A 25,018-nucleotide genomic window follows, 5' to 3' on the forward strand; every position below is an offset into this window, starting at 1 on the left:
AACCGCCACGGTGTCTGACTCAACCGGCAAGTTATCCGATTCCAGCGCAACTGCAGCGCCGGCAATTACTGACCCTGCTGTGCTAGAACAGCTGAAATGGAAGCTTTTCGACGAAATTGACGCCAGTTGGCGAACTGTCCCGACTTTTGGGGAGGATTTGGTGTACCGGGTTAGGGTTAAGGCAGATGGGGCGATTGTTGGTTACGAGCCGGTCAGTCCAGCTGCTAAGGATTACGTTGGGGAAACGCCTTTGCCGGTGCTGAGCGAGCGAGCCGGCAATAATGCCGGTGATGCGGCTGAGCAGCCGGTGGCCCAATTCCAGGTGGTGTTTGCCCCCACCGGCGTGCTAGAGGTCAACCCCTAGGAAGGGTATGGGACATATCCCGCCGGTCCCCCTCAATAAGACGTAGGACAGGCGTCTCGCCTGTCCACTGCCGCACGCCGGCGCTTAGATAAGGAATATTTTTGGCTGTCCGTAAAAATAATAAAAATTTTATATTTATAGCAACGTCGGTTAATAACCGCAACGAATTTCTCTGGCCTGACGGGCTGCGCTGTCCGCACAGCCCGTAATTTTCAATTTTTTACTTTTGATTAGTTATTTATACATTTTGGGGGGATAGCTGTAGCCACTTAGATTAGGACAGGCTCGTTGGAGAGAACGCCTGTCCTGCGCTTTATATCCGGGACAGGCGAGACGCCTGTCCTACGTCCTAACCAATATGACTGCTGCTATAAGCAAAGGTTGGCATCAAAGAGGCGCTCGGTGGTAATTAAACTATTTAAGCGGAAGTAGGGAGCGTTAGAAATCGGGACAGGTTGGAGGGCCGGCTTCAGCTTGCCGGTTGAACCCGTCAATCGCGCTCAAGCGGGTGCCATGTAAAAACGGCATTCATATCATGCGGGAAAGTCATGGCGGGTGAGATTTTGTAATGAAAGATACGAATCTCCCCTGGCAACCCGCCTACCTTTAACTTAGAAGAAGCAATTCACCAAGACTGAGGGATAAAGCCATGAAGTCAAACCGAAAGCATTAGCTGTATAGTCCGGAAACAACGGCTCCTCAGGTGGGGGTGCCTTCACGCCAGATGCAAAATGAAACGAGGCTAAATCTGGAAAAATTGCCCCAGACAATATAAGTATATTTTATACAAGTTTACCCGGATGTGGGGCTAGGGCACTTAGCTGTACGAGCGTGAGTGGGAAGGGTGAGGGTTTACAGTTCAGGGTTTAGACTTCAGACTTCAACTGGCTTTTAGTCCTTAAACCCAATTCATTTAGGAAGGTTTTGCATGCTACAAGAGATGTGGTCATTACGGGGACGCTATCGCATCCTCCACCTGAGTTGGCTGGCGTTTTTTCTCACCTTTGTGGACTGGTTTAACTTTGCGCCATTCGCCACAACGATTGGGAAAGAATTCCATCTAGCACCAGAGCAAATCAAGACCTTAGGAATTTGCAACCTAGCGCTGACGATCCCGGCACGCATCATCATTGGCATGCTGCTGGACCGCTTCGGACCGCGAATCACCTTCTCATCGCTGCTGGTGTTTGCGATAGTTCCCTGTTTTGCCACAGCTGCTTCCCAGAACTTTCACCACCTGGTTCTAGCCCGATTGCTGATGGGCGTTGTAGGAGCCGGGTTTGTAGTGGGAATCCGCATGGTAGCCGAGTGGTTCCCCCCGAAAGAAATTGGCATCGCGCAAGGGATTTATGGCGGCTGGGGGAACTTCGGTGCGTTTGGGGCGGAATTTGCCCTGCCCTCGGTTGCTGTCGCCACAGCATTTCTGGCGGGAGGAGCCACCAACTGGCGCTTAGCAATAGCGCTCACCGGCATTATTTCAGCCGTCTATGGCACGATTTATTTCCGCAGCGTCACAGACACCCCTCCCGGCAAAACTTACCAGCGCCCCAAGCGCAGTGGGGCAATGGAAGTGACCAGTGCGCCCAGCTATTATGCGATGCTGGCGATGAATTTTGGCTTAATTTTTGCCCTGGGATTGCTGGCGTGGCGTCTGGCTCAGCCGAAGATTCACTTCCTGACGACAGACCAAATGCTTGTCGTCTGGCTGCTGTTGGGGTGGCTGTTTGGCTACCAAACCTACAAAGCGTGGAAAGTGAACCGGGAACTGCTGGAAGGCACAAAAATTTACTCCCCAGCTGAGCGCTACCAGTTTCGCCAAGTTGCCTTGCTCGGGTTCACTTATGTGACCAACTTTGGCAGCGAATTAGCCGCCGTTTCCATGCTGCCGGCATTTTTCGAGCACACCTTCTCTCTCGAACATGTGATGGCGGGGATGATAGCTGCCACCTATCCCTTCCTCAACCTTGTTTCCCGTCCCAGCGGCGGCTTAATTTCTGATAAGCTGGGCAGTCGCAAGTGGACGATGACTGTCGTCAGCGCCGGCATCGGCATTGGTTACCTGCTCGCCAGCGGCATCAACTCTAGCTGGCCGATTTGGCTGGCAGTTGGCGTCACTATGTTCTGCGCCTACTTCGCGCAAGCCGGTTGCGGCGCAACCTTTGCAATGGCACCGCTGATTAAAAAAGAAAGTACCGGACAAATTGCCGGCATTGTAGGGGCTTACGGTAACTTTGGCGGCGTGGTTTACCTGACGATTTACAGCTTAGCGCCGGCTGACACAGCTCCCCAAACCCTATTTGCCACAATGGGCGTCGCCGCTCTCATCTGCGCCAGTTTGTGCGCCTTCTTCCTGAAAGAACCGAAAGGCTCCTTTGCCGCTAAATATGAAGAGGGAGCCGGCGCACCGGCACCCGCACCGGCACCCGCACCGGCACCCGCACCGGCACCCGCACCGGCAGGCGAGCCGGCACCCGAAACCCTGCCGGTGCTCAGAGACAAACGCAGCCAAGTGTAGCGTTCCGCGTGCCTGCTATCCCACCTCACTGGTTTCGAGAAATAGGTGAGGGGGATAGCACCCCAATCGGGACAGCTGGGAGATAAATTTTACTTAACTGAAGATAAGCAATTGGTATGGTAGGCAGGGATAACAGAGACTATTATCAGAGTTAATGGCGAGTAATAAACCGGACTTTATACAAGGATATCGACCGCAGAGAACTGAGGACGGAAATTATGGCTGACTCAACGAAAACCCTTTGTCCATACTGTGGCGTCGGCTGCGGTTTAGAAGTGTCGCCCCCCGCCCAACTGGGCAAGCCAACCAACCGAGACGCTGAAGGAACTCCGATTTGGAAAGTAAGAGGAGATCGCGAGCATCCCTCCTCGCAGGGATTGGTTTGCGTCAAAGGCGCGACGATTGCCGAGGCGATTGACAAAAGCCGGCTCCTGCATCCCATGATGCGCAATTCCCTGGATGAAGAGTTCCGGCGAGTCAGCTGGGATGACGCTTTAGACGCAATCGTCAATCGCATCCAAACCGTTCGCTTTACGCAAGGACCGGACGCTATTTGCATGTACGGTTCCGGGCAACTTCAAACTGAGGACTACTATATCGCCCAAAAACTGATGAAAGGCTGTTTGGGCACGAATAATTTTGACGCCAACTCCCGCTTGTGCATGTCGAGCGCAGTGGCCGGCTATATTCAAAGCTTCGGTTCCGACGGACCTCCCTGCTGCTACGACGATTTAGAGCTTACCGACTGCGCCTTTTTGATTGGCACCAACACCGCTGAGTGCCACCCGATTATCTACAACCGGCTGCGGAAATACCACAAAAAGAACAAACATGTTAAAATGATTGTGGTAGATCCGCGCCGCACAACCACCGCTGAAGACGCCGATTTGCACCTAGCCATTCGACCGGGCACGGATATTGACTTGCTCAACGGCATCGCTCACCTGCTGATGCGCAGGGGCTATCTCGATACGGCATTCATTGACGAATGCACGGCGAACTTCCCCGACTTCGCTGAAGTGATTCGCTCCTATCCGCCGGAACTGGTGGCGAGAACCTGCGGCATCCGCCTCGATGAGCTGGAAACTGCCGCCCGCTACTGGGGCGAGTCCAAGCGCGTCCTGTCCTTGTGGTCGATGGGCGTCAACCAGTCTTCCGAAGGAACCGCTAAGGTGCGCAGCATCATCAACCTGCACCTGATGACCGGCCAAATTGGCAAGCCTGGTGCTGGCCCATTTTCCCTCACCGGCCAGCCCAATGCGATGGGCGGGCGGGAAGCGGGCGGTTTGGCGAACCTGCTGCCGGGCTACCGTTTGGTGAAAAACCCCCAACACCGTGCGGAAGTTGAGCAATTCTGGGGGCTGAAAGCCGGTCAAATCTCGCCGAATATTGGCCGCACCGCCTGGGAGATGATAACGGGTTTGGAAACCGGCGAGGTTGGTTTCCTGTGGGTGGCGGCGACAAATCCGGTGGTGAGCATGCCGGATCTGGAACGCACCAAAGCTGCCCTGCTCAAGTCTCCGTTTACGGTTTATCAAGATGCCTATTACCCGACGGAAACTGCAGCTTACGCCCACGTTTTGCTGCCAGCAGCGCAGTGGGGCGAGAAAACCGGCGTGATGACGAATTCGGAACGCCGCGTGACGCTGTGCGAGGCGTTTCGCTCCCCCAAGGGCATTGCCCGCCCCGACTGGGAAATCTTTGCGGAAGTGGGTCGAAGATTGGGTTTTGCTGACAAGTTTTCTTTCCAAAACTCAGCTGAGGTGTATGCCGAATTCGTGCGGCTGACAGGGGGGCGTCCTTGCGATATGACGGGTTTGAGCCACGAGAAGTTGAAGCAATTAGGCCCTATTCAGTGGCCTTTTCCCGACATGACGAGTGGCGAAAAACGCGACTCATCCCGCCTGTACACGGATTTGCGCTTCCATACGCCGGATGGGCGGGCGCGGTTTGGCGCGTATCACTCTAATGGGTTGGCGGAACCTCCCGATTTGAACTATCCTTTTGTGCTGACTACCGGCAGGCTCTACGGTCACTGGCACACGCAAAGTCGCACCGGTCGGATTGAGAAAATCCGCCAGATGCACCCGAATCCGTTTATTGAGATTCACCCCCGCGATGCGGAAAAACTGGGGATTGCTGAGGGCGACTGCGTTGAGGTGCTCTCTAGGCGCGGCAAAGCTCGATTTCCGGCTAAGGTGACGAAGGCAATTTCTCCGGGGGCGGTTTTTGTGCCGATGCACTGGGGCGCGCTGTGGGCTGAAAACGCTGAGGCGAACGCCCTGACTCACCCAGAATGCTGTCCGGATTCCAAACAGCCGGAGTTAAAAGCTTGTGCGGTGCAGTTGGTGCCGGTTGGTGTTGGTGGGGTTGCGGTTTCTGAACTGGGGGTTTTTGAGGCGGGTGTGCCGGTGTAGAATTGAGTTGGGCTGTTTGTGGGGGTTGTTTTTTTTTTACCGCCAAGACACCATAGACGCGCTTTCTCGGCTTCCCGCAGAGTAGAGCGCCAAGAATTATTTACTCGTTATTTTGTTTCCCAGGTTCTACCTGGGAACGCACTGATCAGGAACCTTGGCTTCGGGAGAGATAAGGGCATGACCTTGTCTCTAATGTTATACTCGTTCCCACGCGGTAGCCGCAGTCTTACCGCAGGGGGCCTAGAGGGATAAATCTAAAATTGATATGAGTGAGTTATTTCAGTTTGAAGCTGATTTTGTGGATTCCCTGCGCTGCATTCCCATGCAGGTGCGCTTGAATTTAGATACTTGTGGGGTTAAGCTGAAATTGGCTGAGTGGAACCGGTTCAGCCAGGAAGAAAAGCAGGCGCTGGTGGATATGCCGGCAAGTACCTCTGAGGAGGCAAAAGCTTACCGGGAGTTGCTGCACCGGCTCGTTTTGGAACACACCGGCAAGCTTCCTGCTGATTTGCCTGCCGATGCTCATCCCGCTTGGATGGATGAAGCAACTGTCCCCGACAGCGTGCGGAAAAAGGCGGAGGAAGTTGGGGTGGCGCTGACACCGGCACAGTGGGCAACTCTCGCTCCCCTGCGCCGCTTCGCTTTGATTAAACTCAGCCGGTCGGAACACGAAAACAGCAATTTCTTGCCGGCGCTCAAGGAATTTGGTGTGGTTTGAGCGGCTAGGCAAACCCTGTGAAGTAGGCCCCAGAAACCCGGTTTCTTAAAGAAACCGGGTTTCTCAGGGGTAGGGTGCATTCCCTCGCGCGGGAATGCACCTCCATCTGTGCCGGTGGGATAGGGAACGCTACGAGGTACTTAACAATTGCTTTATAAATCCTGTGCTAATTTCTCTCCTTAAACTCTTTATAGCGGCAGCAATTTTGCCGGTCGCTTTCTATGTGAGGTCGCCTCTTTTGGCGAGTGTGAGATTTGAGCTCTTGGGGGCGATTGCCGTCTTCTGTTTGGGATTAATCTTTTCTGAACTCCTAGGGCTAACAAAAGAGAAACCCAACCAGAAAGCCGCTCTCAGTAAGGCGGTTGTGGCGGTCGCTTGTTTGGGACTGTTCGCCGCTGTGGCGGGAGAAATCAATTTTGCGCTGGCGAAACAGAGCGTTTTAAATGCAAATCCCTACCGGCTGGAAAAGTTAGGCCGGCACTTTGTTGCCGGTTACAGCAATTTCGACGAAATCAAACAATTGGTTTCCAAGAAAGCCGTTGGTGGGGTGTTTGTCACCGCCAAAAATGTCAGCAATAAAAGCCGGCAAGAAATCCAGCAAGAAATCAAAGCGCTGCAAGATATTCGCCGCAGTCAGGGTTTGCCCCCTTTGTGGGTTGCCACGGACCAAGAAGGCGGCATCGTCTCCCGACTCTCCCCACCGCTGAGTCAATTGCCTCCCCTATCAAAGATTGTTGAGGGAGAGACGCAAGTAGAGCGCAAAAAGAAGGAGGTCATTCAGTATGCCAGACAGCAGGGGAGGGAGTTGGCTGAGCTGGGAGTGAATCTGAATTTTGCGCCGGTGGTAGACTTAAACAAGGGAATTGTCAATCCCAGTGACAAATTTTCTCAGATTTACCGGCGAGCAATATCTGCGGATAAGGACGTGGTGGCAAAGGTGGCGCTGTGGTACTGCCAAACTTTGGAAGAATCTGGGGTTAGGTGTACCATTAAACATTTTCCCGGACTGGGAAGGGTGGAGACAGATACGCATATCGACAGCGCCGAATTGCGCGCGCCAGTAGAGGAATTAATGCGGGAGGACTGGGTGCCATTTCGGGAGGTGATGCGCAACTCTCAGGCGTTTACTATGCTGGGACACGCTAAACTGACGGCGGTTGATGCCAAGCGTCCAGTCTCGTTTTCCAAACCGGCAGTCACAGGAATTATTAGAAACAGCTGGCAGCAAGATGGTATTCTGATTACAGACGATTTTAGCATGCACGCGGTCTATGGAAGTGAGGATGGGGTGGAGAATGCTGCTGTTCTGGCGGTGAATGCCGGTGTGGATTTGATTCTGATTTCATACGACAAGGATTTGTATTACAAAGCCATGCGCGCCTTGCTAAAGGCTGAAGAACAGGGCAAGTTGGATGGCGAAATGCTAGAAAAGAGCGGGAAAAGACTGGATAAAAGATCCCTTCGCCTCCTCAGAAACCGGGTTTCTGCGACAAACTTTGCCTCCTGAGCGAAAGATTGATTCAGAAACCCGGTTTCTTACCCCCTCCGCCAGAAACCGGGTTTCTGCGACAAACTTTGCCTCCTGAGCGAAAGATTTATTCAGAAACCAGGTTTCTTAGCCGTTAACCGGCAGACTGTCCGCCATCGATGACAATTTCAGTGCCGGTGACAAATTTCGATTCATCTGAGGCGAGATAAACAACCGCAAATGCGACATCATCAGGCTCACCCCACACTTTCAAAGGAATTGTCTCACGAAATTCATTCAGGCGCTGCTCTCGTTCTGTGCCACTTCCCAGCAAGGCATCCCATAAAGGCGTCAGAATCGCCCCAGGCAAGATGGAATTGCAGCGAATTTTATAGCCTTTCTGGGCGCAATATAGCGCAACCGATTTGGAAAACTGGGTGAGACTCGCTTTGCTCGCGCCATAGGCAACCGCCATAGCGGTGCCAATCTCACCGGCAAGAGAGGAAATGTTCACAATCGCACCGCCGCTGTCTCTCATCGCGGGAATGGCGTATTTGCATCCGAGTACGACACCTTCCATGTTGACGCTCATCACCTGACGCCATGCGTCTAGTGTGACAGTTTCTGGATTTTGTGGGGCATTGCTACCAGTGATGCCGGCGCAGTTTACGAGAATATCCAGCTTGCCAAATTCTGCAATGGTTTGCGCAATAACCTCTTGCCACTGCTGTTCGCTGCTGACATCGTGCTTGAGAAAAATCGCACCGGCAATTTCCGACGCCGCAGCTGTGCCGGCACTCTCACTGATATCTGTAATAACAGCGCGAGCTCCCTCACGCGCTAGCATTCTAGCTGTCGCCTTGCCAATTCCCGAAGCCCCACCCGTTACTAGGGCAACTTTTCCTTCAACACGTCCCATACTTATTTTGTATTTTGTATTTTGTATTGAATTTTGGATTGAAAAATTAGTAGCGTTCCGTAGGAACGCTACAGCTAAGCTGTTACGCTTTTAATCGGCTTTTCCTTAGAAAGGAGGCAGAGCCTCCAAAGTGGCGTTCCCAGGCTCTGCCTGGGAACGAGGGGATGCGATGATGCCCAAAAGCTGCTAGCTGATGCGCCCCCGCATATCCGACAGCTTCAGGTTCAAAACCGACAGCCCAAAAATCAGCAAAAACAGCACCAGTCCGATGGTGCAAGCGTAGCTCATCTCCAATTCGCGAAAGGCTTTCTCATACAGATAGTATACAATAGTTTTAGAACTATTTCTCGGCCCCCCTTGGGTCATAATGTACACTTCTTCAAACACCTTAGTGGCGGAAATCGAGGAAATCACTGCTACTAGAAATAGATACGGTTTCATCAGCGGTACTGTTATGTCCCAGTGTTTGCGGATGCCATCGGAGCCATCAATAGCAGCTGCTTCATACAAATCAGCGGGAATGGCTTGCAAGCCTGCCAAGTATATTACCATATAGTAGCCCAGCCCCTTCCACACCGTCACCGCCATGACGCTAAAAATGGCCATCTGCGGGCTGGTGAGCCAGGGAATTCCCTCGCCTTTGGGAACAGTGCCGAACATCATCAAAACCTGGTTGAAAAAGCCGGTTTCTGCATAAAGCCACTTCCAGGCAATACCGGCAACCACCATTGAAATCACCACCGGCGTGTAGTAAGCTGCCCGAAACCAGCTAATTCCGCGCAATTTCTGATTAACTAAAATAGCCAGCCCCAGGGGTGCGACGACCAAAACCGGCACCACACCGGCAAGATAGAGCAAAGTATTGCGCAGCGTTTGCCAAAACACCGGATCGGCAAACAGTTTGCGGAAGTTCTCCAAACCCACCCACTGCGGCGCTTGGGTGAGATCGTACTCGTAGCGCGTAAAGCTGAGGAAAAACGCTTGCAGTGCCGGCCAAAAAACCGTCAGCGCCAAAACAGCGCCGGCGGGGAGCAAAAACAAGTACGGAGTGAGTTGCTGCAATCGTGGAATTGGGAGTTTCGAGTTTGGATTCATTGCCGGTCGGCTTCACAGTGAACAATTCAAGGCACTACTTTGGCGTTGTACAGTATAGCAGTAGACAGTCAGTTTAGGACATTGGGATACGAAGTATAGACGTAGGGCAGGCGTCTCGCCTGCCCTCAAGGTCTCTGGGACAGGCGAGACGCCTGTCCTACGTCCTAATCAATATGACTGCTGCTATATAGCAATAGACAGGGGAAGTAACTCGTAGGGTGCGTTCCCTCTTAGGGAACGCACCCTACACCCTAATCATGGAAAACCGCCTCTCATGGGGATAAGGGGCATAGGTTGGGGTGCCGGGTTCATTCCGCAATTGTGCAGCGCCGCTACTTTGGCAGGGGAAAAGTCAGCTCGCAAACCGCCCCATCCCTGCTGTAGATTTCTATTTTACCGCGCAACTGGCGAGTCAGGACGCGGATCAGGCGCAGACCCAGAGTGTTCGTTTTCTGCAAGTCAAAGCTTTCAGGGAATCCGATGCCACTATCCCGCACAACCAAACGCAGTTGGTCGCCCGAAACGGCAGAGAGTTCAATGGCGATTTCTCCCGATCTGCTCCCAGGAAAGGCGTGTTTCAGCGAGTTGGTCACCAGTTCGTTGAGCAGCAAGCCGCAGGGAATAGCAGTATCCAGCGACAGGCACAGATGCTCAACCCGAACTTGAGTGCGAATTTTTTCCGGATTTACATTATACGACAAAAACAGGTTGCTGGCAAGATGCTGGATGTAATCCGCAAAGTCAATTTGTGCCAGAGTGTCCGACTGGTAAAGTTTTTCATGGATCAGGGCCATGGAGGCAATGCGGTTCTGGCTGTCTTCCAAGATGGAGAGAATCTGCGGGGCTTCAATATACTGGGACTGCAGCGAGAAAATGCTGGAGATCACCTGCAAGTTGTTTTTCACCCGGTGGTGAACTTCCTTGAGCAGGAGCTCTTTTTCCCGCAACGAGCCTTTCAGCTGCTCCTCGGCTTGTGTGCGCTCAGTAATGTCAATTCCGACAAAAACAGCGGCGGTGCCCGGGCGGTACTTCTGCGCCACAATCAGGTAATTTTGGGTGCTGTCCTGGATTTGCACGTCAAAGACCTGGCTGGTGGCGCTCGCCTGACCGGCAAAAAACTGGCGCATCCACTCAGCCAAATTGGGGCGGGTTTCCAGGAAGCCCACCTGCTGGCCGGCAAAGTCTTCTGGGGTGAGGTTCAGGGTAGCCGCCATGTGCTGGTTAACCCCAAGGTATCGCAAGTCGGAGCTCACCCAAGACACAAACCCAGGCACGGCATCCAGAACCGCTTGCAGTTGCTCCTTGGCCGTTTTGAGCTGCGCCTCTGCCAGCTTGCGCTCGCCGAGCTCTGCTTGTAACTGGTTGTAGAGTTCCGATTGCCCGATAGCGATTGCCAGTTGGGTGGCCAGCTGCTGGAGCAGCTCAATTTCCCAGGGCTGCCACTCCCTGGCATGAGAGCACTGGTGGGCAATCAGCAATCCCCAAAGAACGCCCTGCTGGAGGATGGGCACAACCAGCTTAGCCTTTACTTGCAGCTGTTCCATCAGCTCCACCATACAGGGCAACAGTTCGGCGCTGTTCCGGTCGGCGAAGGCGCAAACCCGTCCGGAAACATATTGCTCCTGGCTTTCCGCCGGAAAAACTTCTTCCGGGAAAATAATGTTTAAAACTGGAGCCGGGCCCGGAGCGACGGCTTCGGCGATGGCGCTGCCGGTGCCATTGGGCCAAACCCGGTAGACCAAAACCCGGTCTGCTGCCAGCACCTGCCGCACTTCGGCGACAGTGGTGTTGAGAATCTCGTCCAAATCGAGAGACTCCCGGATGCGCTGGGCAATCCCCACCACCAGCCGCTCCCGCTCCAATTGCTGCCGCACGGCCTGCTCGGCCAGCACGCGGTCGGTGATGTCTGTCATCGAACCGACTATCTCCAGGATATTGCCAGCCGCATCCCGGACCTGCTGGAATTCATCCCGTATCCAGCGATAGGCTCCGTCCCCGTGTGCGAACCGGTATTCGTAAGTGTGGTGCCCGCGCTCAAACAGGGATGGCATTTCGGCCTGCAACCTGGCCGCGTCTTCGGGATGGACGTGATTGAGCCAAAAACTGGATTCTTCTAAAAATTCTCTGGCTTCGTATCCCAGCAGCGCCGCACAGCTGTCGCTGATGAAAGTGGCCCCGAAATCCCCCTCAGGGTTGCAGCTGTAAATCACGGTGGAGCCGGTGGAGAGCAAATATTGCAATCGCTCCTTGACTGCAAGGCTCTCCCTTTGCGCCTGTTCGCGCTCGGCAATCTCCTGCTGCAGCCGCCTGATGGCATCCGCTAATTCAGCTGTCCGCTCTGTGACTCGGAGTTCCAGGTGATCCGCCAGCTGTTGCAGCGCCCGGGAGGCTCGCTTCCGCTCCAGCTCCGCCGCCGCCCGCGCCCCAAAAACCCTGACAATTGCAGAAGCTCGCTGCAGATCGGGGAGTTTGTGGCTGTCCAGAATGCAAAGAACTCCAATGGGCAGGCCGGCACTGTCGGTGAGGGCCACTCCCAAGTAGCTCTCCGCCGCAAGAAGGGCCAAAACTCGCGCGTCGGGGAACTGCTGCCGCACCCCCTCCGGACAGCTGTAGATTCCCTGCGCCAGGGTAACTTCGCAGGGAGTGCCGCTGATCGCAAAGGTGTAACCGGACTGCAACTGGCCATTCGACCAGAAGGCAAGGGTTTGCAATCGCTCGCCGGCCTTTTCTGTCACATGGGCGTGACGCACGCCCAGGGCTAGGGCGAGATGGCGCGCCAGCGCCGGGAAGAAGTCTTCTCCCGTGACGGCTGCGGTTCCCGCCACCAGATTGTGCAGCGCTTCTTCTCCCAGCTTGCGCTGAGTAATGTCGGTGACGGTGCCGATGTAGCCGGTTATTTCTGAGCTGCTGCCTTTTTCGGGGATGGCTTGGCCAAATACCCAGACCACGGACCCATCCGGACCTACGAACCGGTACTCGGAACGAAAGGGCCTTAGTTCGCGCACCGCTTGATACCATTCGCTCCAGACGCGCTTTTTGTCCTCGGGGTGCAAACTCCTCAACCAGCCGGTTCCCAAGGACTCCTGTGCAGTGATGCCGGCAATTTCGTACCAGCGCTCGTTGACGTAGACGCACTTGCCCCGGGCGTTGGTGCGGAAAATCCCCACCGGCGCTGCTTCTGCCAGGGTGGCATACCGGCGCTCGCTCTGGCGCAGCGCCTCTTCTGCCCGCTGGCGCTCGGTAATATCGTTGGCCAAAATCAGTCTGGCTGGCCTTCCTGACCAGGTGATGGGATGGCGAGTAATCTCAACCTCAATAATCGTCCCATCTTTCTTTTTGTGCTTCCAGACACCGGGCTTGTACAGGTTGTTTGGCGGTTTTGAGACCGCCTCCCGAAATTTAGCAACCTCTTCGGCAGGGCGGATCTCAGCAACGCTCATCGCCAGAAACTCTTCTCGCGAATAGCCGTAATGAGAGATGGCGGCTTGATTCACGGCTAGAAACGCCAGCGTTTCGATCTCATAGACCCACATAGGATGGGGGTTGCTCTCAAACAGCAGCCGGTACTGCTCTTCGGATTTCCGCAATGCCGCTTCTGCCCTCAGCCGGCTGGCGAGTTCCGCTCGGGTTCGCTCAAACAGCTGCCCCTGCTGGATGGCGATGGCGATCTGCACGCTCAGCCGGTCGAGCAAATCCAGCTCTGAGGCTTGCCACTGCCGGGGCCGGTCGCACTGGTGGGCAATCAGCAATCCCCACAGAACACTGTCCGCTCCCGGCGCGAGGGGCTTTTCGGGGGAGAGAGATTGCTCCTGCCGGGCTTCTTGTATTAAAATGGGCGCAATCAGATTGGCTCGCACCTGAAAGTGCTCTAGTAGCTGCAAGTGGCACTCAGAGATTCCTGCGGTGTAGATATCGGAAATCGCTCGCTTGCGTCCCTTGCGGTACTCTTCTGCTATTTCCCCTATACTCAAACAGGTTTCTTGGATCTGGCTGCCCAGGGCCACTATCCAGCCCGGGGCGACCGATTCCGCAACGATCGTGCCCTCGGTTCTCTCATTTAGCTGGTACACGAGCACTCGGTCGCACTGTAACAGCAGCCGTACTTCGGTGACGGTGGTGTTGAGCGTGTCTTGCAGGTTGAGGGACTGGCGAATGCGAGACGCAACCGCTGCCAAAATCCGCTCTCGCTCAGCCTGCTGCTGCAGCTCGCTGGTGCGCTCTCTGACGCGCTGCTCCAGATCCGCATTGCGATTGGCGAGCAGCTCCACTTTTTCCGCTTGCAGCTGGGAGACTTGTTGCTGCAAGGCGTGGGCGATGCCGTAGATTTCCACCGGCTCGAGGGAGCGCAGCAAGCTGGTGCGGGTGACGATGCCCAGCAGCTCTCCCTGGCTGCCGGTGACGGCCAACCGGCCCACATACCGGCGCTGCATCTGCTGTTGCGCCACCCACAGGGAGTCCTCCGGGCTGACGCAAAACACCGGCGCGCTCATCACCTGTTGCGCCTGAATCTCCGCCAAAGGGATCTGCAGCCCCTGAAACTGCACGATATCGCCTTCGGTGATCATGCCCGAGGGCAGGCTCAGGCTCTTTTCGCCCCACCCCTCTACGATTGCCACGCAGCTGACCTGATGTTGGGCCATCAGGGAGGCGACCCACTGCAGGGAAGCAGTGGGCGGTGCGGTGACGACCTGGGTGGCCATCACCTCCGCCACCTGCCGCACCCTCAGGAGATTCACCGGCTGGAGGCAGGTGCGAATGGTTTCTGAGGTGACCAGCCCTACAAGCCTGCCCCCCTCGCCCACCACCGGCAGGTGGCGGATGCGGTGCTGGCGCAACAGGGACAGGGCGGCGAAAATATCCCCGTCAGGCCTTTGTTTCAGGGAAATCACGGGCGATGCCATCACCTCCCCTACCGCAATTCCCCTCAGGTTGCCACCCTGCGCCGCCAGCTTGACCAGATCCCGCTCCGTGAAAATACCGGTGAGGTGGGAGCCCCGCATCACCAGCACGCAGCTGGCGCAGGGCTGGCCGGTTTGGCCATTTGGCGAGGGATGAGTGCCGGACAGGGGGCAGCTTTGGCCCCGCCTGTGGCTGAGCAGCGCCACGACTTCTGTTACTGGCGTGTCTGGGGTGACGGTGAGCGGGTGCCGGTCAGTGGCGAGATCCAGGGATGGCGGGCTGGTGAGACAATCGTAAGGTTGCATGGCGCTGCTGGATCGAGGCGTAATTGCCGGCCCGATCAGCGCGGCGGTTGTAGACTGCCGGTGGCTGTACGATCGTGCCGGTGCTATTTTTAGCAAAACTTACAAATTAAGAGCCGGTCATGGGATATTTACTGGAATATCATATCCGGGAATTTACCGATATGTGGGCCATTTCGGGCCTAAAACTCTCCTTGTTTCTCACAGAGCAGGATCTGTAGCGTTTTGCTATGGAAATATTTATGATTATATACATATTTCCCCTCCTGGCAACGCCACAGTCATGTAAAATTTTTCATGAAGACTGGCACTCTATCAAGTGGGGTTGAATGGGCACAATTGGGCGGGGTGCTAGAAAGCTGGTTAGCTCCCGTTGGGTTGATTTCCCCCAAGAAACAGTGGGGGGGGAGAGGGTGCCAGTTTCTGGGGAAGAGGCACATCAAGCGGCGCGCGCCGCGCCACCGGCGCGACCATTTTATGCTGTGCCGGTATATACACTAGAAACCCGGTTTCTCAAAGAAACCGGGTTTCTGGCCACTGACAGGTAACACAAATCATTTAGAACCGCTACAGCCATTCCCAGAGATCGAGTCCGGCGATTTTGCCGGTAATAATACGGTGGTCTTCAGGATCGCAGATGCTTCGCTTCGTTCGAGAGGTGTTAGGGGGAGACACAATTCTGGGAAATGGGTCCCGCCACCTGACAGTTTTCCTAAACACTAGAGAAATTAAGCGCTCGCTGCCAGAGGCAGGGTGACAGTAAACGCGGTTCCCCTGCCGATTTCACTCTCAACTTCAATCTGGCCGCCATGCAATTCCACCGCCTTTTTAACAATAGCCAAACCCAGGCCGGTGCCCGGAATATCCCCCACATTGGAGGCGCGATTAAACGGTTCAAACAGGCGTTGCTGGTCTTCTTTTGAAATGCCAATTCCCTCGTCTCTCACTTGGAAACAAAGCCGGCTTTCCTCACAGGAGAGAGTAAAAAATACCGTGCTGCCTTGGGGAGAATACTTAATTGCATTGGAAAGAAGGTTGTTGAAAATATGCCACAGCAGCTTATCATCCAGGCAGGCGGGAGTGCAATTCCCCTCAGCGGTAAAAGTCAGGGTGTGCTGATCGCCGGCAGTTATTTGCAGCGCTTCTACCAACTCCTGGCAAAAACTGACAGCATCCAGAGGCGCGGGGTTAAATTCGAGTCTCCCAGACTCAGCCCGCCCCAGAGTTAACACCTCTTCTAGCAACTGGTTCATGCTGTCCGCAGCCGCTTGGATGCGCAGGAGATGCTTTTCTTTTTTTTCCTCACTCCACTTGGAACCGTAATCTCGCAGCAGCGCTGCAGAAAATTTTATCACCGAGAGAGGAGTGCGGAACTCGTGAGACGCCATCGAGACATATTGAGATTTCCGCTGGCTGAGTTGCTGGGCTTCTTTGCGGATCGCTTCGGCGCTAGCGAGCGCTTCCTGCATCTCCAGCTCTACCTGGTGCCGCGAGAGGGCGATTTCAATCGTCGCCCGCAGCTCTTTCTCTTTAAAAGGTTTGAGGATGTAGCCAAATGGGCCGGTAATTTTAGCCCGTTGCAGTGTCGTTTCGTCCGCATTTGCCGTCAGGTAAACCACCGGAATCCCAAGGAGGGTGCGAATGCGATCGGCGGCTTCTATGCCGTCCATCTTGCCTTGCAGCATGATATCCATCAGCACCAAGTTGGGTTGATTGGCGGTCGCTGCGCTAATGGCGTCAGATCCTGTAGCGACGATATCCACTACGGAATAGCCCATTTTTTCCAGGCGGCTGGCGATGTCTTCGGCAATAATAGCTTCGTCTTCAACAACGAGAATTTTTACAGTTGACATTACAGAACTGTAGAGTAAAAATTGACAGTTTAGAGGACTGTAGGGTGGGTTCCGTGCCAGATAATCTGACTGGGAGTGCTAAAATCGCACTCGGGCAGAACGCACCGTACCAACTGTAGGGTGCGTTCTGCGTGAGATAACCTGATGGCGAGTGCAGAAATCGCGCTTGGCGGAACGCACCCTGCCAACTTGCGGAACGCACCGCACCGACTGTAGGGTGGGTTCCGCGCCAGATAACCTGACTGGGAGTGCGAAAATCGCACTCTGGCGGAACGCACCTCACCAACTTTTAACAGACTGCCTTATTCCAGATGGGGAAAGTGATTTCAAAACAGGCTCCCCCGGCACTGGTTGCGTTTAAGTTTCCCTGGATTTGGCGGGTCAGGGCCCGGACAAGCCGCAGGCCCAGAGAATTGTTTTTCTTGAAATCAAAGCCTTCTGGCAGCCCCACTCCATTATCTCGCACTGTCAGGCCCATTTCCCCCTCAGACTCTACAGATAAATCAATGCTGATTTCACCGGCCATGCCGTTGGGAAAAGCGTGCTTGAGGGAGTTTGACACCAGTTCATTGATGATTAAGCCGCAGGGAATGGCCGTATCCAGAGTCAGGGACACACTGTCAACGCGCACCCTGGTGCGAATTAGGTGAGTGCTCACATTATAAGATGACAAAAGGCTGTTGGCAAGACTTCTGACATACTCGCCAAAGTCAATTTTTGCCAGCGTGTCGGACTGGTAAAGTTTTTCATGTATCAGGGCCATCGAGCGAATGCGATTCTGGCTGTCTTCCAGCACAGAGAGGATTTGTGTGTCTTTAATGTACTGCGATTGTAGTGAAAAAATACTGCAAATTACCTGCAAGTTGTTTTTCACCCGGTGGTGAACTTCTTTGAGGAGGAGTTCTTTTTCCTGCAAAGAGGCTTTCAGCTGCTCCTCGGCTTGCTGGCGCTCAGTAATGTCAATGCCGACGGAAACAGCGGCAGTGCCTTTCTGGTACTTCTGGGCCACAATCAGGTAATTTCGGGTGGCTCCCCCGATTTCCACGTCAAAGACTTGGCTGGTGGCGGTGGAGTCACCGGCAAAAAACTGGCGCATCGAGTCAGCAAAATCCGGGCTGTTTTCCAGGAAGCCGAGTTTTTTGCCGGCAAAGTCCTCTGGGGAGAGGTTAAAGGTGGCCGCCAGGTGGCGGTTCGCGCCGAGGTATCGCAAGTCGGAGCTCACCCAAGACACAAATCCGGGCACCGCATCCAAAACTGCTTCCAGCTGCTCTTTGGCCGCTTTGAGCTGGGCCTCGGCCAGCTTGCGCTCCGTGATGTCCTGGCAGACACACACCAGCCCCACGCCTTCAATAAAGGTGAGGGAAAGTTCCTCAGCAAAGGTGCTGCCATCGCATCTCTTGGCCGTCGCTTCTCCCCGCCAGTGGCCATTTTGTTGGATCAGGGGAAAGATGTCCCGCTCAATGCGCTCGATTTCGTCCGGGCAATACAGCTCGCGCCACGTCTTGCCCACCAGCCCGCCGAGATGCTGGTAGCCAAACAGGTGCAGGTGAGCCGTGTTCAGGTAGATAAATTCACTGTCCTGATTGAGGATGGCAATGCCGTCGCTGGCGGCTTCCATTGCGGCCAGCTGCTGCTTCAGCCCCTGCTCTGCGATCTGGCGTCGTTGGTCGTTGCGGTGGGCTTCTCTGATATTGGCGCAGGTTGACAGAAATGGCTGGAGGTACTCAACCAGGTGCCAGTCGTAGCCGCTTGGCCGGTTCGCGACGCCCACCATACCGATCAATTGCTTATCCATATAGAGCGGCAAGCCCAAAAATGTCCTGATGGGAGGGTGGCCCTCTGGCAGCCCTCCCCGGCGGGGGTCGGTGTCAGGGGTGTTGGCGATCACGGGTGCGCCGGTGGCGATCACAGCCCCAAACAGAGTTTTCAGGTTGTGGAATTCCATCCCCCCACCGGCATTCCCCTCATACAATTTTTGGATTTCCTCATTCCAGGCAATATTGGTAATGGCATGGATCTTCAGGTAGGGCCTGCCGCGCATCTTCATGTGGGCTGACTCTACATAGGGCGTGCCATCAGCGGCGTAGAGGATCTCGCCGATAAAGCCATATTCGCTGCCGGTCAGGGAGAGGAGACTGTCAAGCAGCCCATCAAATAAAATCCGGGGGTCGGCGCTGGCGATGAATTGAGATTGAGCGGCGCTAATCACCCGCAACAGTTGGTTGCTCCGCTGGAGTGCCTCGTCTGCCTGCTTGCGCTCCGTAATGTCTGTCCAGGAGCCAACAATCTCCACCGGCTTGCCTGCCGCATCGCACACCAACCTCAGCTCGTCCCGCATCCAGAGATAGGTGCCGTTTTTGTGCAGGAAGCGGTATTCGTGGGTGTGATGCCCGCGCTCAAATAACTGGGGCAATTCAGCAAAAACGCGAGCTTTATCTTCTGGATGGATGCGGTCAGCCCAGAATCCTGAATAGCTGAGAAATTCCTCCGGTGTGTAGCCGGTGATGCCGGCAGAATTGTCGCTCATAAAGGTAGCGCCGAAGTCTCCCTCCGCGCTGCAGCTATAGATGGAAGTTGGGCTGGAGGCGAGCAAGGATTGCAGGCGATCTTGGGTGGAGCGCAGCACGGCTTCAGCTTGTTTGCGATCTGTAATGTTGCGAACAATGGCAATCGCCTGACCCTGGAGGAATGGCATCAGTCTGGCTTCATAGTGCTGCTCTCCCCCGGAAAAGGTGAGGGAGAACTCTGTGCTGACCGGCTTCTTCTCCAGCAGCACCCGCTCGGTGGCGCTGTGCAGGATCTCCCCGGCACCGGCGGGCAAAGCCGCCCGCACCGGCTGGCCAGGGAGAGCTGCCGGCACCGCGCACAAGTCCGGGATATTCCCGCCTTTGCAATCGAGAATCGTGGCCTCGCCGCTCAGACGGAAATACAGATCCGGAGAGGCGGCAAAAATTGCTTCCAGCTCGGAGGTTTTCTGCAACAATTGCTCTTCGGAGCGTTTGCGGTTGGTGATGTTCATGGCTACGCCCAGCATCCGCACCGGCCTGCCGGTGGCGTCCAAGTAGACTTTGCCTTTATTCTCCACCCACCGCACGGTGCCGTCTGGTGCGGCGATGCGAAATTCCTGCTCGCAATCCCTTTTCTGCTGCATGCTGCGCAACCCCGACCGAAGGAACTTCTCGCGATCTTCCGGATGAACAATTTCGAGAAAAGCTGGCAGGGTTCCTGGATAAGTGCCGGCAGCAAAGCCAAAAGCGGGCTCCACTTGTTCGGAATAGATCAGCTGGCCGGTTAAAATATTCCACTCCCAGGAAACCGTGCCGGCAGCTTGCAGCGCCAACCTCAGCCGCTCTTCGCTCTCCCGCAGCGCTTCCTGCGCCTGGGCTTCCCTTTTGGCTGCTTCGACCCGCTCTGTGATGTCGCTGGCCATGCCAAAAAAGCCGGTGATATTGCCCTTCTCGTCTCGCAAAGCGCCCAGCGACAGCAGCACGGGGAAGCGCGAACCATCTTTGCGGATATACGTCCACTCGCTCTCATTGGGGATTCCCCGGCCCAAGTCGGCGAAAATCGCTGCCCGCCGCTCCAATTCTTCTGGATCGTGAAAGAGTGCGAGAGTGGCTTTGCCTATCACTTCTTCTGGAGCGTATCCTAACAGCCGCGCGGCGGCAGCATTGAAGGTTTGGATGGTGGTATCCGCGCGGGTGGAAGTAATCATATAGCTGGCCCCGTCCAGGATAGCGTGCTGCAATTGGCTGACTTCCAGGAGTTGAGCTTCCGCCTGCTTTCGCTGCGTGATATCAAAGCGGAGCGCGAGATACTGGTAAGGGTTTCCTTGGCTGTCCAGAAAGGGTACGATTGTGCTGTCCATCCAATAAAAGCTGCCATCTTTTGCCCGATTTCTAATTTCTCCCTTCCAGACTTGACCGCTGGAAATCGTCGCCCACATCTCCCGGAAAAACTCTTTTGAGTGATAGCCAGATCTCAGGCATCGGTGAGTGTTCCCGAGCAGTTCCTCTCGGGAATACTGGGAAATTTTGCAGAATTTGTCGTTGACATAAGTAATGACGCCCTGTCTGTCGGTGATGGCGACAATCGCCGCCCGATCGAGAGCAACTGTTTGAAATTCCAGCTCTTTGAGGGCCTTTTGCAGCTGCTCTTCTGCCTGTACGCGGTGGGTGATGTCTGTTAAGCTGCCCACAATCTCCAGAGGGGTGCCGGCGCTGTCGAGCACTAGCTTCATGTCATTCTGCAGCCAGCGATAGGTGCCGTCGGCGTGCGAAAAGCGGGATTCATTTGTGTGAGTCCCATTTTGGAACAGGGAGGGCAGTCCGGCAAAGAGTCCCGGCAGGTCTTCGGGGTGGACGCGGTTGCTCCAGAAACTGCTATCTTCCAGGAAGTCTTGGGCGTCGTATCCCAGCAGGGCGCGAATGTTGGAGCTGATGAACGAGGCCGCGAAATCCTCTCCTGGCTTGCAGCTATAAATGGCGGTGGGGCTGGTGGAGAGCAAATATTGCAATCGCTCTTTAACTGCTAGGGCTTCTTTTTGCGCCTGTTCGCGCTCGGCAATTTCCTGCTGCAATTGGTCTATGACTCGGGCTAATTCAGCCGTCCGCTCTTGAACTCGGATTTCTAGCTCTTGATTGAGCTGCTGCAGGGCTCGCGTCGAGCGCTGCCGTTCCAGTTCCGCCGCCGCCCGCGCCGCAAACACCCTGAGGATGGCCTCCGCTCGCGACCGGTCGGGGAGCGGCTGGCTGTCGAGAATGCAAATCAGGCCAATAGGCAGGCCGGCACTGTCGGTCAGCGCCACCCCCAGGTAGCTCTCGGCGTTAATGACGGCCAAGGCTGGGGCGTTGGGGAAGTGCTGCTGCACCCGCTCCCGACAGGCGTAGATTCCCCGGGCGAGGGCAAGTTCGCAGGGCGTGCCGGCGATCTGATATGTGAGGGCGGGCTGCATTTGGTTATTCGACCAGAACGCCTTGCCCTGCAATTGCGCGCCGGCTTTTTCTGCGACTGTGGCGTGGCGGACCCCTAGGGCGAGGGCCAGATGGCGGGCCAGGGCGGGGAAGAAGTCCTCTCCGGTGACGCCGGCTGTTCCGGCGACCAGGTTTTGCAGCGCTTCTTGTTCCGAGCGAATGCGCTCAAAAAGCTGCGCTTGCTGGATGGCGATGGCGATCTGCACGCTCAGCCGGTCTAGCAACTCCAGCTCTGGCGCTTGCCACTGGCGGGGATCGCCGCACTGGTGGGCAATCAGCAACCCCCACAGAGAATTTTCCCTGTTGGGTGCCGCCTGTTGGGTGGGGGAGGGATCTGGCTGCTGCCGGGCTTCTTCTATCAAAATGGGCGCAACCAGCTTCGCTCGCACCTGAAAGCGCTCTAACATCTGCAAGTGGCAGTCGGTTAAGCCGGCTGTGCGGACATCGGCAATCGCTCGCTTGCGTCCTTTGCGGTATTCTTCTGCGACTGTCCCCAGACGGAAACAGGTTTCTTGGATGTGGCTGTCCAGCGCCACCGGCCAGCCCGGGGCGACCGATTCGGCAACGATGGTGCCGTCGCTGCTGCCATCGAGCTGGTAAACTACCACCCGATCGCACTGCAATAGCTGCCGCACTTCGGTGACGGTGGCGTTGAGAATCTCCTGCAAGTTGAGCGATTGGCGAATCCGAGAGGCGACTTGGGCCAACAGGCGCTCTCGCTCCGCCTGCTGCTGCAGCTCGGCGGTGCGGGCTCGCACCTGTAGCTCCAACTCAGCATTGCGGTTGCGCAGCAATTGAAATTTTTCTGCTTTCAGCTGGGAAACCTGCTGCTGCAAGGTGTGGGCGATGCTGTACATTTGCACCGGCTCGCCTAGGGCCAGCAAGCGGGTGCGGGTGATGACGCCCAGCAGTTCCCCCCGCGAGCCGGTGACTGCCAGCCTCCCCACATCGCGGCGCTGCATCTCCTGCTGCGCCTTCCACAGGGAATCAAAGGGGCTGATGCAAAACACCGGCGCACTCATCACCTGCTGCGCCTGAATCTCGGCCAAAGGCAGCTGCAGCGCCTGAAACTGCACGATGTCCCCTTCGGTGACAATCCCTAAGGGCAGGGTCAAGTCCGGGCTCTCACCTGAGCTTCTCTGTACGATCGCCACGCAGCTGACTTGTCGCTCAGCAATCAGCCCGGCGACCTGCTGCAGGGAAGCGGTGGGCGGTGCGGTGACGACAACGGTTGCCATGACCTCTGCCACCTGCCGCAGCTTCAGGAGATTCACCGGCTCGAGGCTGGCGCAAATCGTTTCCGAGGTCACCAGCCCCACCAGCGCGCCACCGTCGCCCACCACCGGCAAGTGGCGGATGCGGTGCTGGCGCAACAGGGAGAGGGCGGCGAAAATATTCTGGTCAGGAGCTTGTCTGAGGGCAATCACCGGCGATGCCATCACATCAGCCACCGCAATGCCCTCCAGGTTGCCACCCTTCGCTGCTAGTTTGACAATATCCCGCTGGGTGAATATTCCGACGGGTTGCCGCCCCCCCACAACCAAGACACAGCTAGCCGACGAAGGCGGGCCGGCTTTGCCATCCGGGGGCGGGAGAGTCCTGTCTCTCAGGGGGCAGATGTAGCCGCGCCTTTGGCTCAGCAGGGCCAATACCTCTGTGACCGGGGTCTCAGGGGCGACGGTGAGCGGGTGCCGGTCAGTGGCAAGCTCTAGGGATGGCGGGCTGAGAGGGAAGTCGTGAGGCTGCATGGCTGTGCTGGGGTGGAGAGTTCAGGCCGGCGCGGCCTGGGGGCCCGTTTGGCCGGTCAGTGGCAGCGTGCCGGCTGCTGTCTTAAGGAAAGCTTAAAACTATCCCGGCTGTCATGGGCAATTTACCGGATCGTTATTTCCGTGAGTTTGCGGATGCCGGGAAAAGGAGGGGGGAGGAGTTTTATAGCAAATTCGCTCGCTCCCTATCATAGCTCTGAGGGTGGGGCAAGGGGCAATAGGGAACTGTGGATTTTGGATTTTGGATTTTGGATTTTGGATTTTGGATTTTGGATTTTGGATTTTGGATTTTGGATTTTGGATTTATTTTTTTTCCTGGGTGGGCCATATCCGGCGCGCCATGCCCCATGCGGGTGCGATCTGCCAGAAACCAGGTTGCTTTAAGAAACCTGGTTTCTTGATGTTTTCTTAATGAAAGTGCTGATTTTTAGGCTGGCTCAAGTGAGCCCGGGAGGGAGTGTAAATCAGCAGGGCAGGGTGACTCCCACTGCTGTTTCTTGCTGGGGTGCGCTCTGGATTTTTAATTGACCGCCGTACAGTTCAGCAAGGCGTTTGGCAATGGCCAGCCCCAATCCCGAGCCTTGCTGTTCGTAGAGTTTGCGCTCAAATTGCCGGTAAGCGCCAACGTCCGCAATCTGCTCCGCCGTCATCCCCCGTCCCCTGTCGGTCACAGACAGGATATAGCGATTGCCGTCAGCTTTGCCGGTGACGGTGACTGGCGTGCCGGCAGTGGAAAATTTGAAGGCGTTCTCGATCAGTTCTTTGAGGAGTTTTGCCATATGGTTTTCTGATATCTTGACGCGGCTCTCTTCCAGTTTTAATTGCAAATCGCCAAGCCGGTCGGCTTGTTTGGCCTGTTCGCTGGCTGTGGCTTCAATGAGGCTCTGGACCGTGTTAATCTGGGCGCTCCGCAGCGCCCCGACTCGCTGAGGATCGGTGGCGATCAGTTCCAGCTCGGCATAGAGCAAGAAGTTCTGGATCAGGTGGTACAGGCGCTGGCCAGAACGGTGGATTTGTTCTGCCATCTCCCGGATTTCGGATGGCTCGAGCGACTCGGGTTCCTGGAGGAGAAGTTGTGAAAAACCCAGAATTCCATTCAGGGGTGTCCGCAGTTCGTGGGGGAGTGACCAGGTGATGTTGCTGCGCAGATCCTCGAGCTTTTGCTTCGCCTGCCGGTCAACAGCGGCTTGTTTTTCCAGCCGAGTCTGGATCGCTGTGAGCAGTTCGCCAGGGGTGCAGGGTTTGGTGAGATAGTCATCCGCTCCCAGTTCCATGCCCTTGCGGGTGTCCGTCTTGTCGGCGAGGGCGGTGAGGAAAATGAACGGAATCGTCTCTGTCGCGGGATTCTGGCGCAACTGCGTCAGGACTCCGTGACCGTCTATTTCGGGCATCATCACGTCGCACAGGATCAAATCCGGTAAGGTTTGGGCAGCCAGTTGGATGCCGATTTTGCCATTTTCTGCCCCAACGGCTTCAAATTCCTCGGCATCCAGCAGTTCTAAAATGTTTTCTCGGATGGCTTGCTCGTCCTCAATTACCAAAATCTTTGTCATCTATTTCCTGTCAGTTTTAGGTTTGGGTTTTGTTTCGATAGTAGCGAATCCGTCCCGCGCTCATCTGTTGGTGACTGATGACCTGAGCTACCGTCGCCTTCCCCAGGAGGGGGAAGGGCGAGGTGACAGGCGGGTGTTGAAATTCTTCCCACAGATTAACTCACTCCCGTCTGGTT

Annotated in this window: 11 protein-coding genes; 5 read left to right on the forward strand and 6 right to left on the reverse strand. The window is 55.6% G+C overall.

The window, feature by feature from the left end:
- Nucleotides 1-1,292: 1,292 nt before the first annotated feature.
- The 4 genes from OSC10802_RS42785 (at nucleotide 1,293) to OSC10802_RS42790 (ending at nucleotide 7,521) form a co-directional block, all read left to right on the forward strand.
- Nucleotides 1,293-2,879, forward strand: coding sequence for a NarK family nitrate/nitrite MFS transporter (locus tag OSC10802_RS42785; RefSeq protein WP_082218444.1), 1,587 nt, complete (start codon nucleotides 1,293-1,295; stop codon nucleotides 2,877-2,879).
- A 218-nt stretch (nucleotides 2,880-3,097) separates the two neighbouring features.
- Nucleotides 3,098-5,296, forward strand: a complete 2,199-nt coding sequence (locus OSC10802_RS0131955; RefSeq protein ID WP_017720840.1) for a molybdopterin oxidoreductase family protein — start codon at nucleotides 3,098-3,100, stop codon at nucleotides 5,294-5,296.
- A gap of 265 nt (nucleotides 5,297-5,561) precedes the next feature.
- Nucleotides 5,562-6,014, forward strand: a complete 453-nt coding sequence (locus tag OSC10802_RS0131960) for a nitrate reductase associated protein (protein ID WP_017720841.1) — start codon at nucleotides 5,562-5,564, stop codon at nucleotides 6,012-6,014.
- A 247-nt stretch (nucleotides 6,015-6,261) separates the two neighbouring features.
- Nucleotides 6,262-7,521 carry a glycoside hydrolase family 3 N-terminal domain-containing protein gene (locus OSC10802_RS42790; RefSeq protein WP_232731863.1) on the forward strand — a complete coding sequence of 420 codons (1,260 nt, stop codon included), beginning with the start codon at nucleotides 6,262-6,264 and terminating at the stop codon, nucleotides 7,519-7,521.
- Between the two features lie 115 nt (nucleotides 7,522-7,636).
- Here the strand turns inward: OSC10802_RS42790 and OSC10802_RS0131970 are convergent, their stop codons facing one another.
- The 3 genes from OSC10802_RS0131970 to OSC10802_RS45045 all read right to left on the reverse strand — a co-directional run bounded on the left by OSC10802_RS0131970 (nucleotide 7,637) and on the right by OSC10802_RS45045 (nucleotide 14,700).
- Nucleotides 7,637-8,401: a glucose 1-dehydrogenase gene (locus tag OSC10802_RS0131970; protein ID WP_026098997.1), complete on the reverse strand. Its 765-nt coding sequence runs from the start codon at nucleotides 8,399-8,401 to the stop codon at nucleotides 7,637-7,639.
- Between the two features lie 186 nt (nucleotides 8,402-8,587).
- The gene (locus OSC10802_RS0131975) at nucleotides 8,588-9,496 is read right to left on the reverse strand and encodes a carbohydrate ABC transporter permease (protein WP_017720844.1); all 909 of its coding nucleotides are present in this window, start codon (nucleotides 9,494-9,496) and stop codon (nucleotides 8,588-8,590) included.
- A 332-nt stretch (nucleotides 9,497-9,828) separates the two neighbouring features.
- Nucleotides 9,829-14,700, reverse strand: a complete 4,872-nt coding sequence (locus OSC10802_RS45045) for a PAS domain S-box protein (protein ID WP_017720845.1) — start codon at nucleotides 14,698-14,700, stop codon at nucleotides 9,829-9,831.
- Here OSC10802_RS45045 and OSC10802_RS51755 point away from each other — a divergent pair.
- Entirely contained in the window at nucleotides 14,699-14,986 is a 288-nt protein-coding gene (locus OSC10802_RS51755; protein WP_155968968.1) for a hypothetical protein, read from the forward strand. The two genes, OSC10802_RS45045 and OSC10802_RS51755, sit on opposite strands and share 2 nt — an antisense overlap.
- 439 nt (nucleotides 14,987-15,425) lie before the next feature.
- Here OSC10802_RS51755 and OSC10802_RS0131995 read toward each other — a convergent pair whose 3' ends face one another.
- The 3 genes from OSC10802_RS0131995 to OSC10802_RS0132015 all read right to left on the reverse strand — a co-directional run bounded on the left by OSC10802_RS0131995 (nucleotide 15,426) and on the right by OSC10802_RS0132015 (nucleotide 24,842).
- Nucleotides 15,426-16,550: a hybrid sensor histidine kinase/response regulator gene (locus OSC10802_RS0131995; protein ID WP_017720848.1), complete on the reverse strand. Its 1,125-nt coding sequence runs from the start codon at nucleotides 16,548-16,550 to the stop codon at nucleotides 15,426-15,428.
- A 289-nt stretch (nucleotides 16,551-16,839) separates the two neighbouring features.
- On the reverse strand, nucleotides 16,840-23,271 hold the full coding sequence (locus OSC10802_RS42800; protein WP_017720849.1) for a PAS domain S-box protein: 6,432 nt from the start codon (nucleotides 23,269-23,271) through the stop codon (nucleotides 16,840-16,842).
- Nucleotides 23,272-23,753: 482 nt separating this feature from the next.
- Nucleotides 23,754-24,842 (reverse strand): hybrid sensor histidine kinase/response regulator, encoded by a 1,089-nt coding sequence (locus tag OSC10802_RS0132015; RefSeq protein ID WP_017720851.1) that lies wholly within the window; start codon nucleotides 24,840-24,842, stop codon nucleotides 23,754-23,756.
- Nucleotides 24,843-25,018 lie beyond the last annotated feature (176 nt).

The sequence above is a fragment of the Kamptonema formosum PCC 10802 genome (assembly GCF_000332335.1).
In the GTDB taxonomy this organism is placed as follows: Bacteria; Cyanobacteriota; Cyanobacteriia; order Cyanobacteriales; family Oscillatoriaceae; genus Oscillatoria.

Excerpts from the sequence above, each read along its gene's own strand:
- OSC10802_RS0132015 (WP_017720851.1), bottom strand. The coding sequence starts at position 24,842 with ATGACAAAGATTTTGGTAATTGAGGACGAGCAAGCCATCCGAGAAAAC.
- OSC10802_RS51755 (WP_155968968.1), top strand. The coding sequence starts at position 14,699 with ATGGCGCTGCTGGATCGAGGCGTAATTGCCGGCCCGATCAGCGCGGCG.
- OSC10802_RS0131970 (WP_026098997.1), bottom strand. The coding sequence starts at position 8,401 with ATGGGACGTGTTGAAGGAAAAGTTGCCCTAGTAACGGGTGGGGCTTCG.
- OSC10802_RS45045 (WP_017720845.1), bottom strand. The coding sequence starts at position 14,700 with ATGCAACCTTACGATTGTCTCACCAGCCCGCCATCCCTGGATCTCGCC.
- OSC10802_RS0131975 (WP_017720844.1), bottom strand. The coding sequence starts at position 9,496 with ATGAATCCAAACTCGAAACTCCCAATTCCACGATTGCAGCAACTCACT.
- OSC10802_RS0131960 (WP_017720841.1), top strand. The coding sequence starts at position 5,562 with ATGAGTGAGTTATTTCAGTTTGAAGCTGATTTTGTGGATTCCCTGCGC.
- OSC10802_RS0131995 (WP_017720848.1), bottom strand. The coding sequence starts at position 16,550 with ATGTCAACTGTAAAAATTCTCGTTGTTGAAGACGAAGCTATTATTGCC.
- OSC10802_RS42800 (WP_017720849.1), bottom strand. The coding sequence starts at position 23,271 with ATGCAGCCTCACGACTTCCCTCTCAGCCCGCCATCCCTAGAGCTTGCC.
- OSC10802_RS0131955 (WP_017720840.1), top strand. The coding sequence starts at position 3,098 with ATGGCTGACTCAACGAAAACCCTTTGTCCATACTGTGGCGTCGGCTGC.
- OSC10802_RS42785 (WP_082218444.1), top strand. The coding sequence starts at position 1,293 with ATGCTACAAGAGATGTGGTCATTACGGGGACGCTATCGCATCCTCCAC.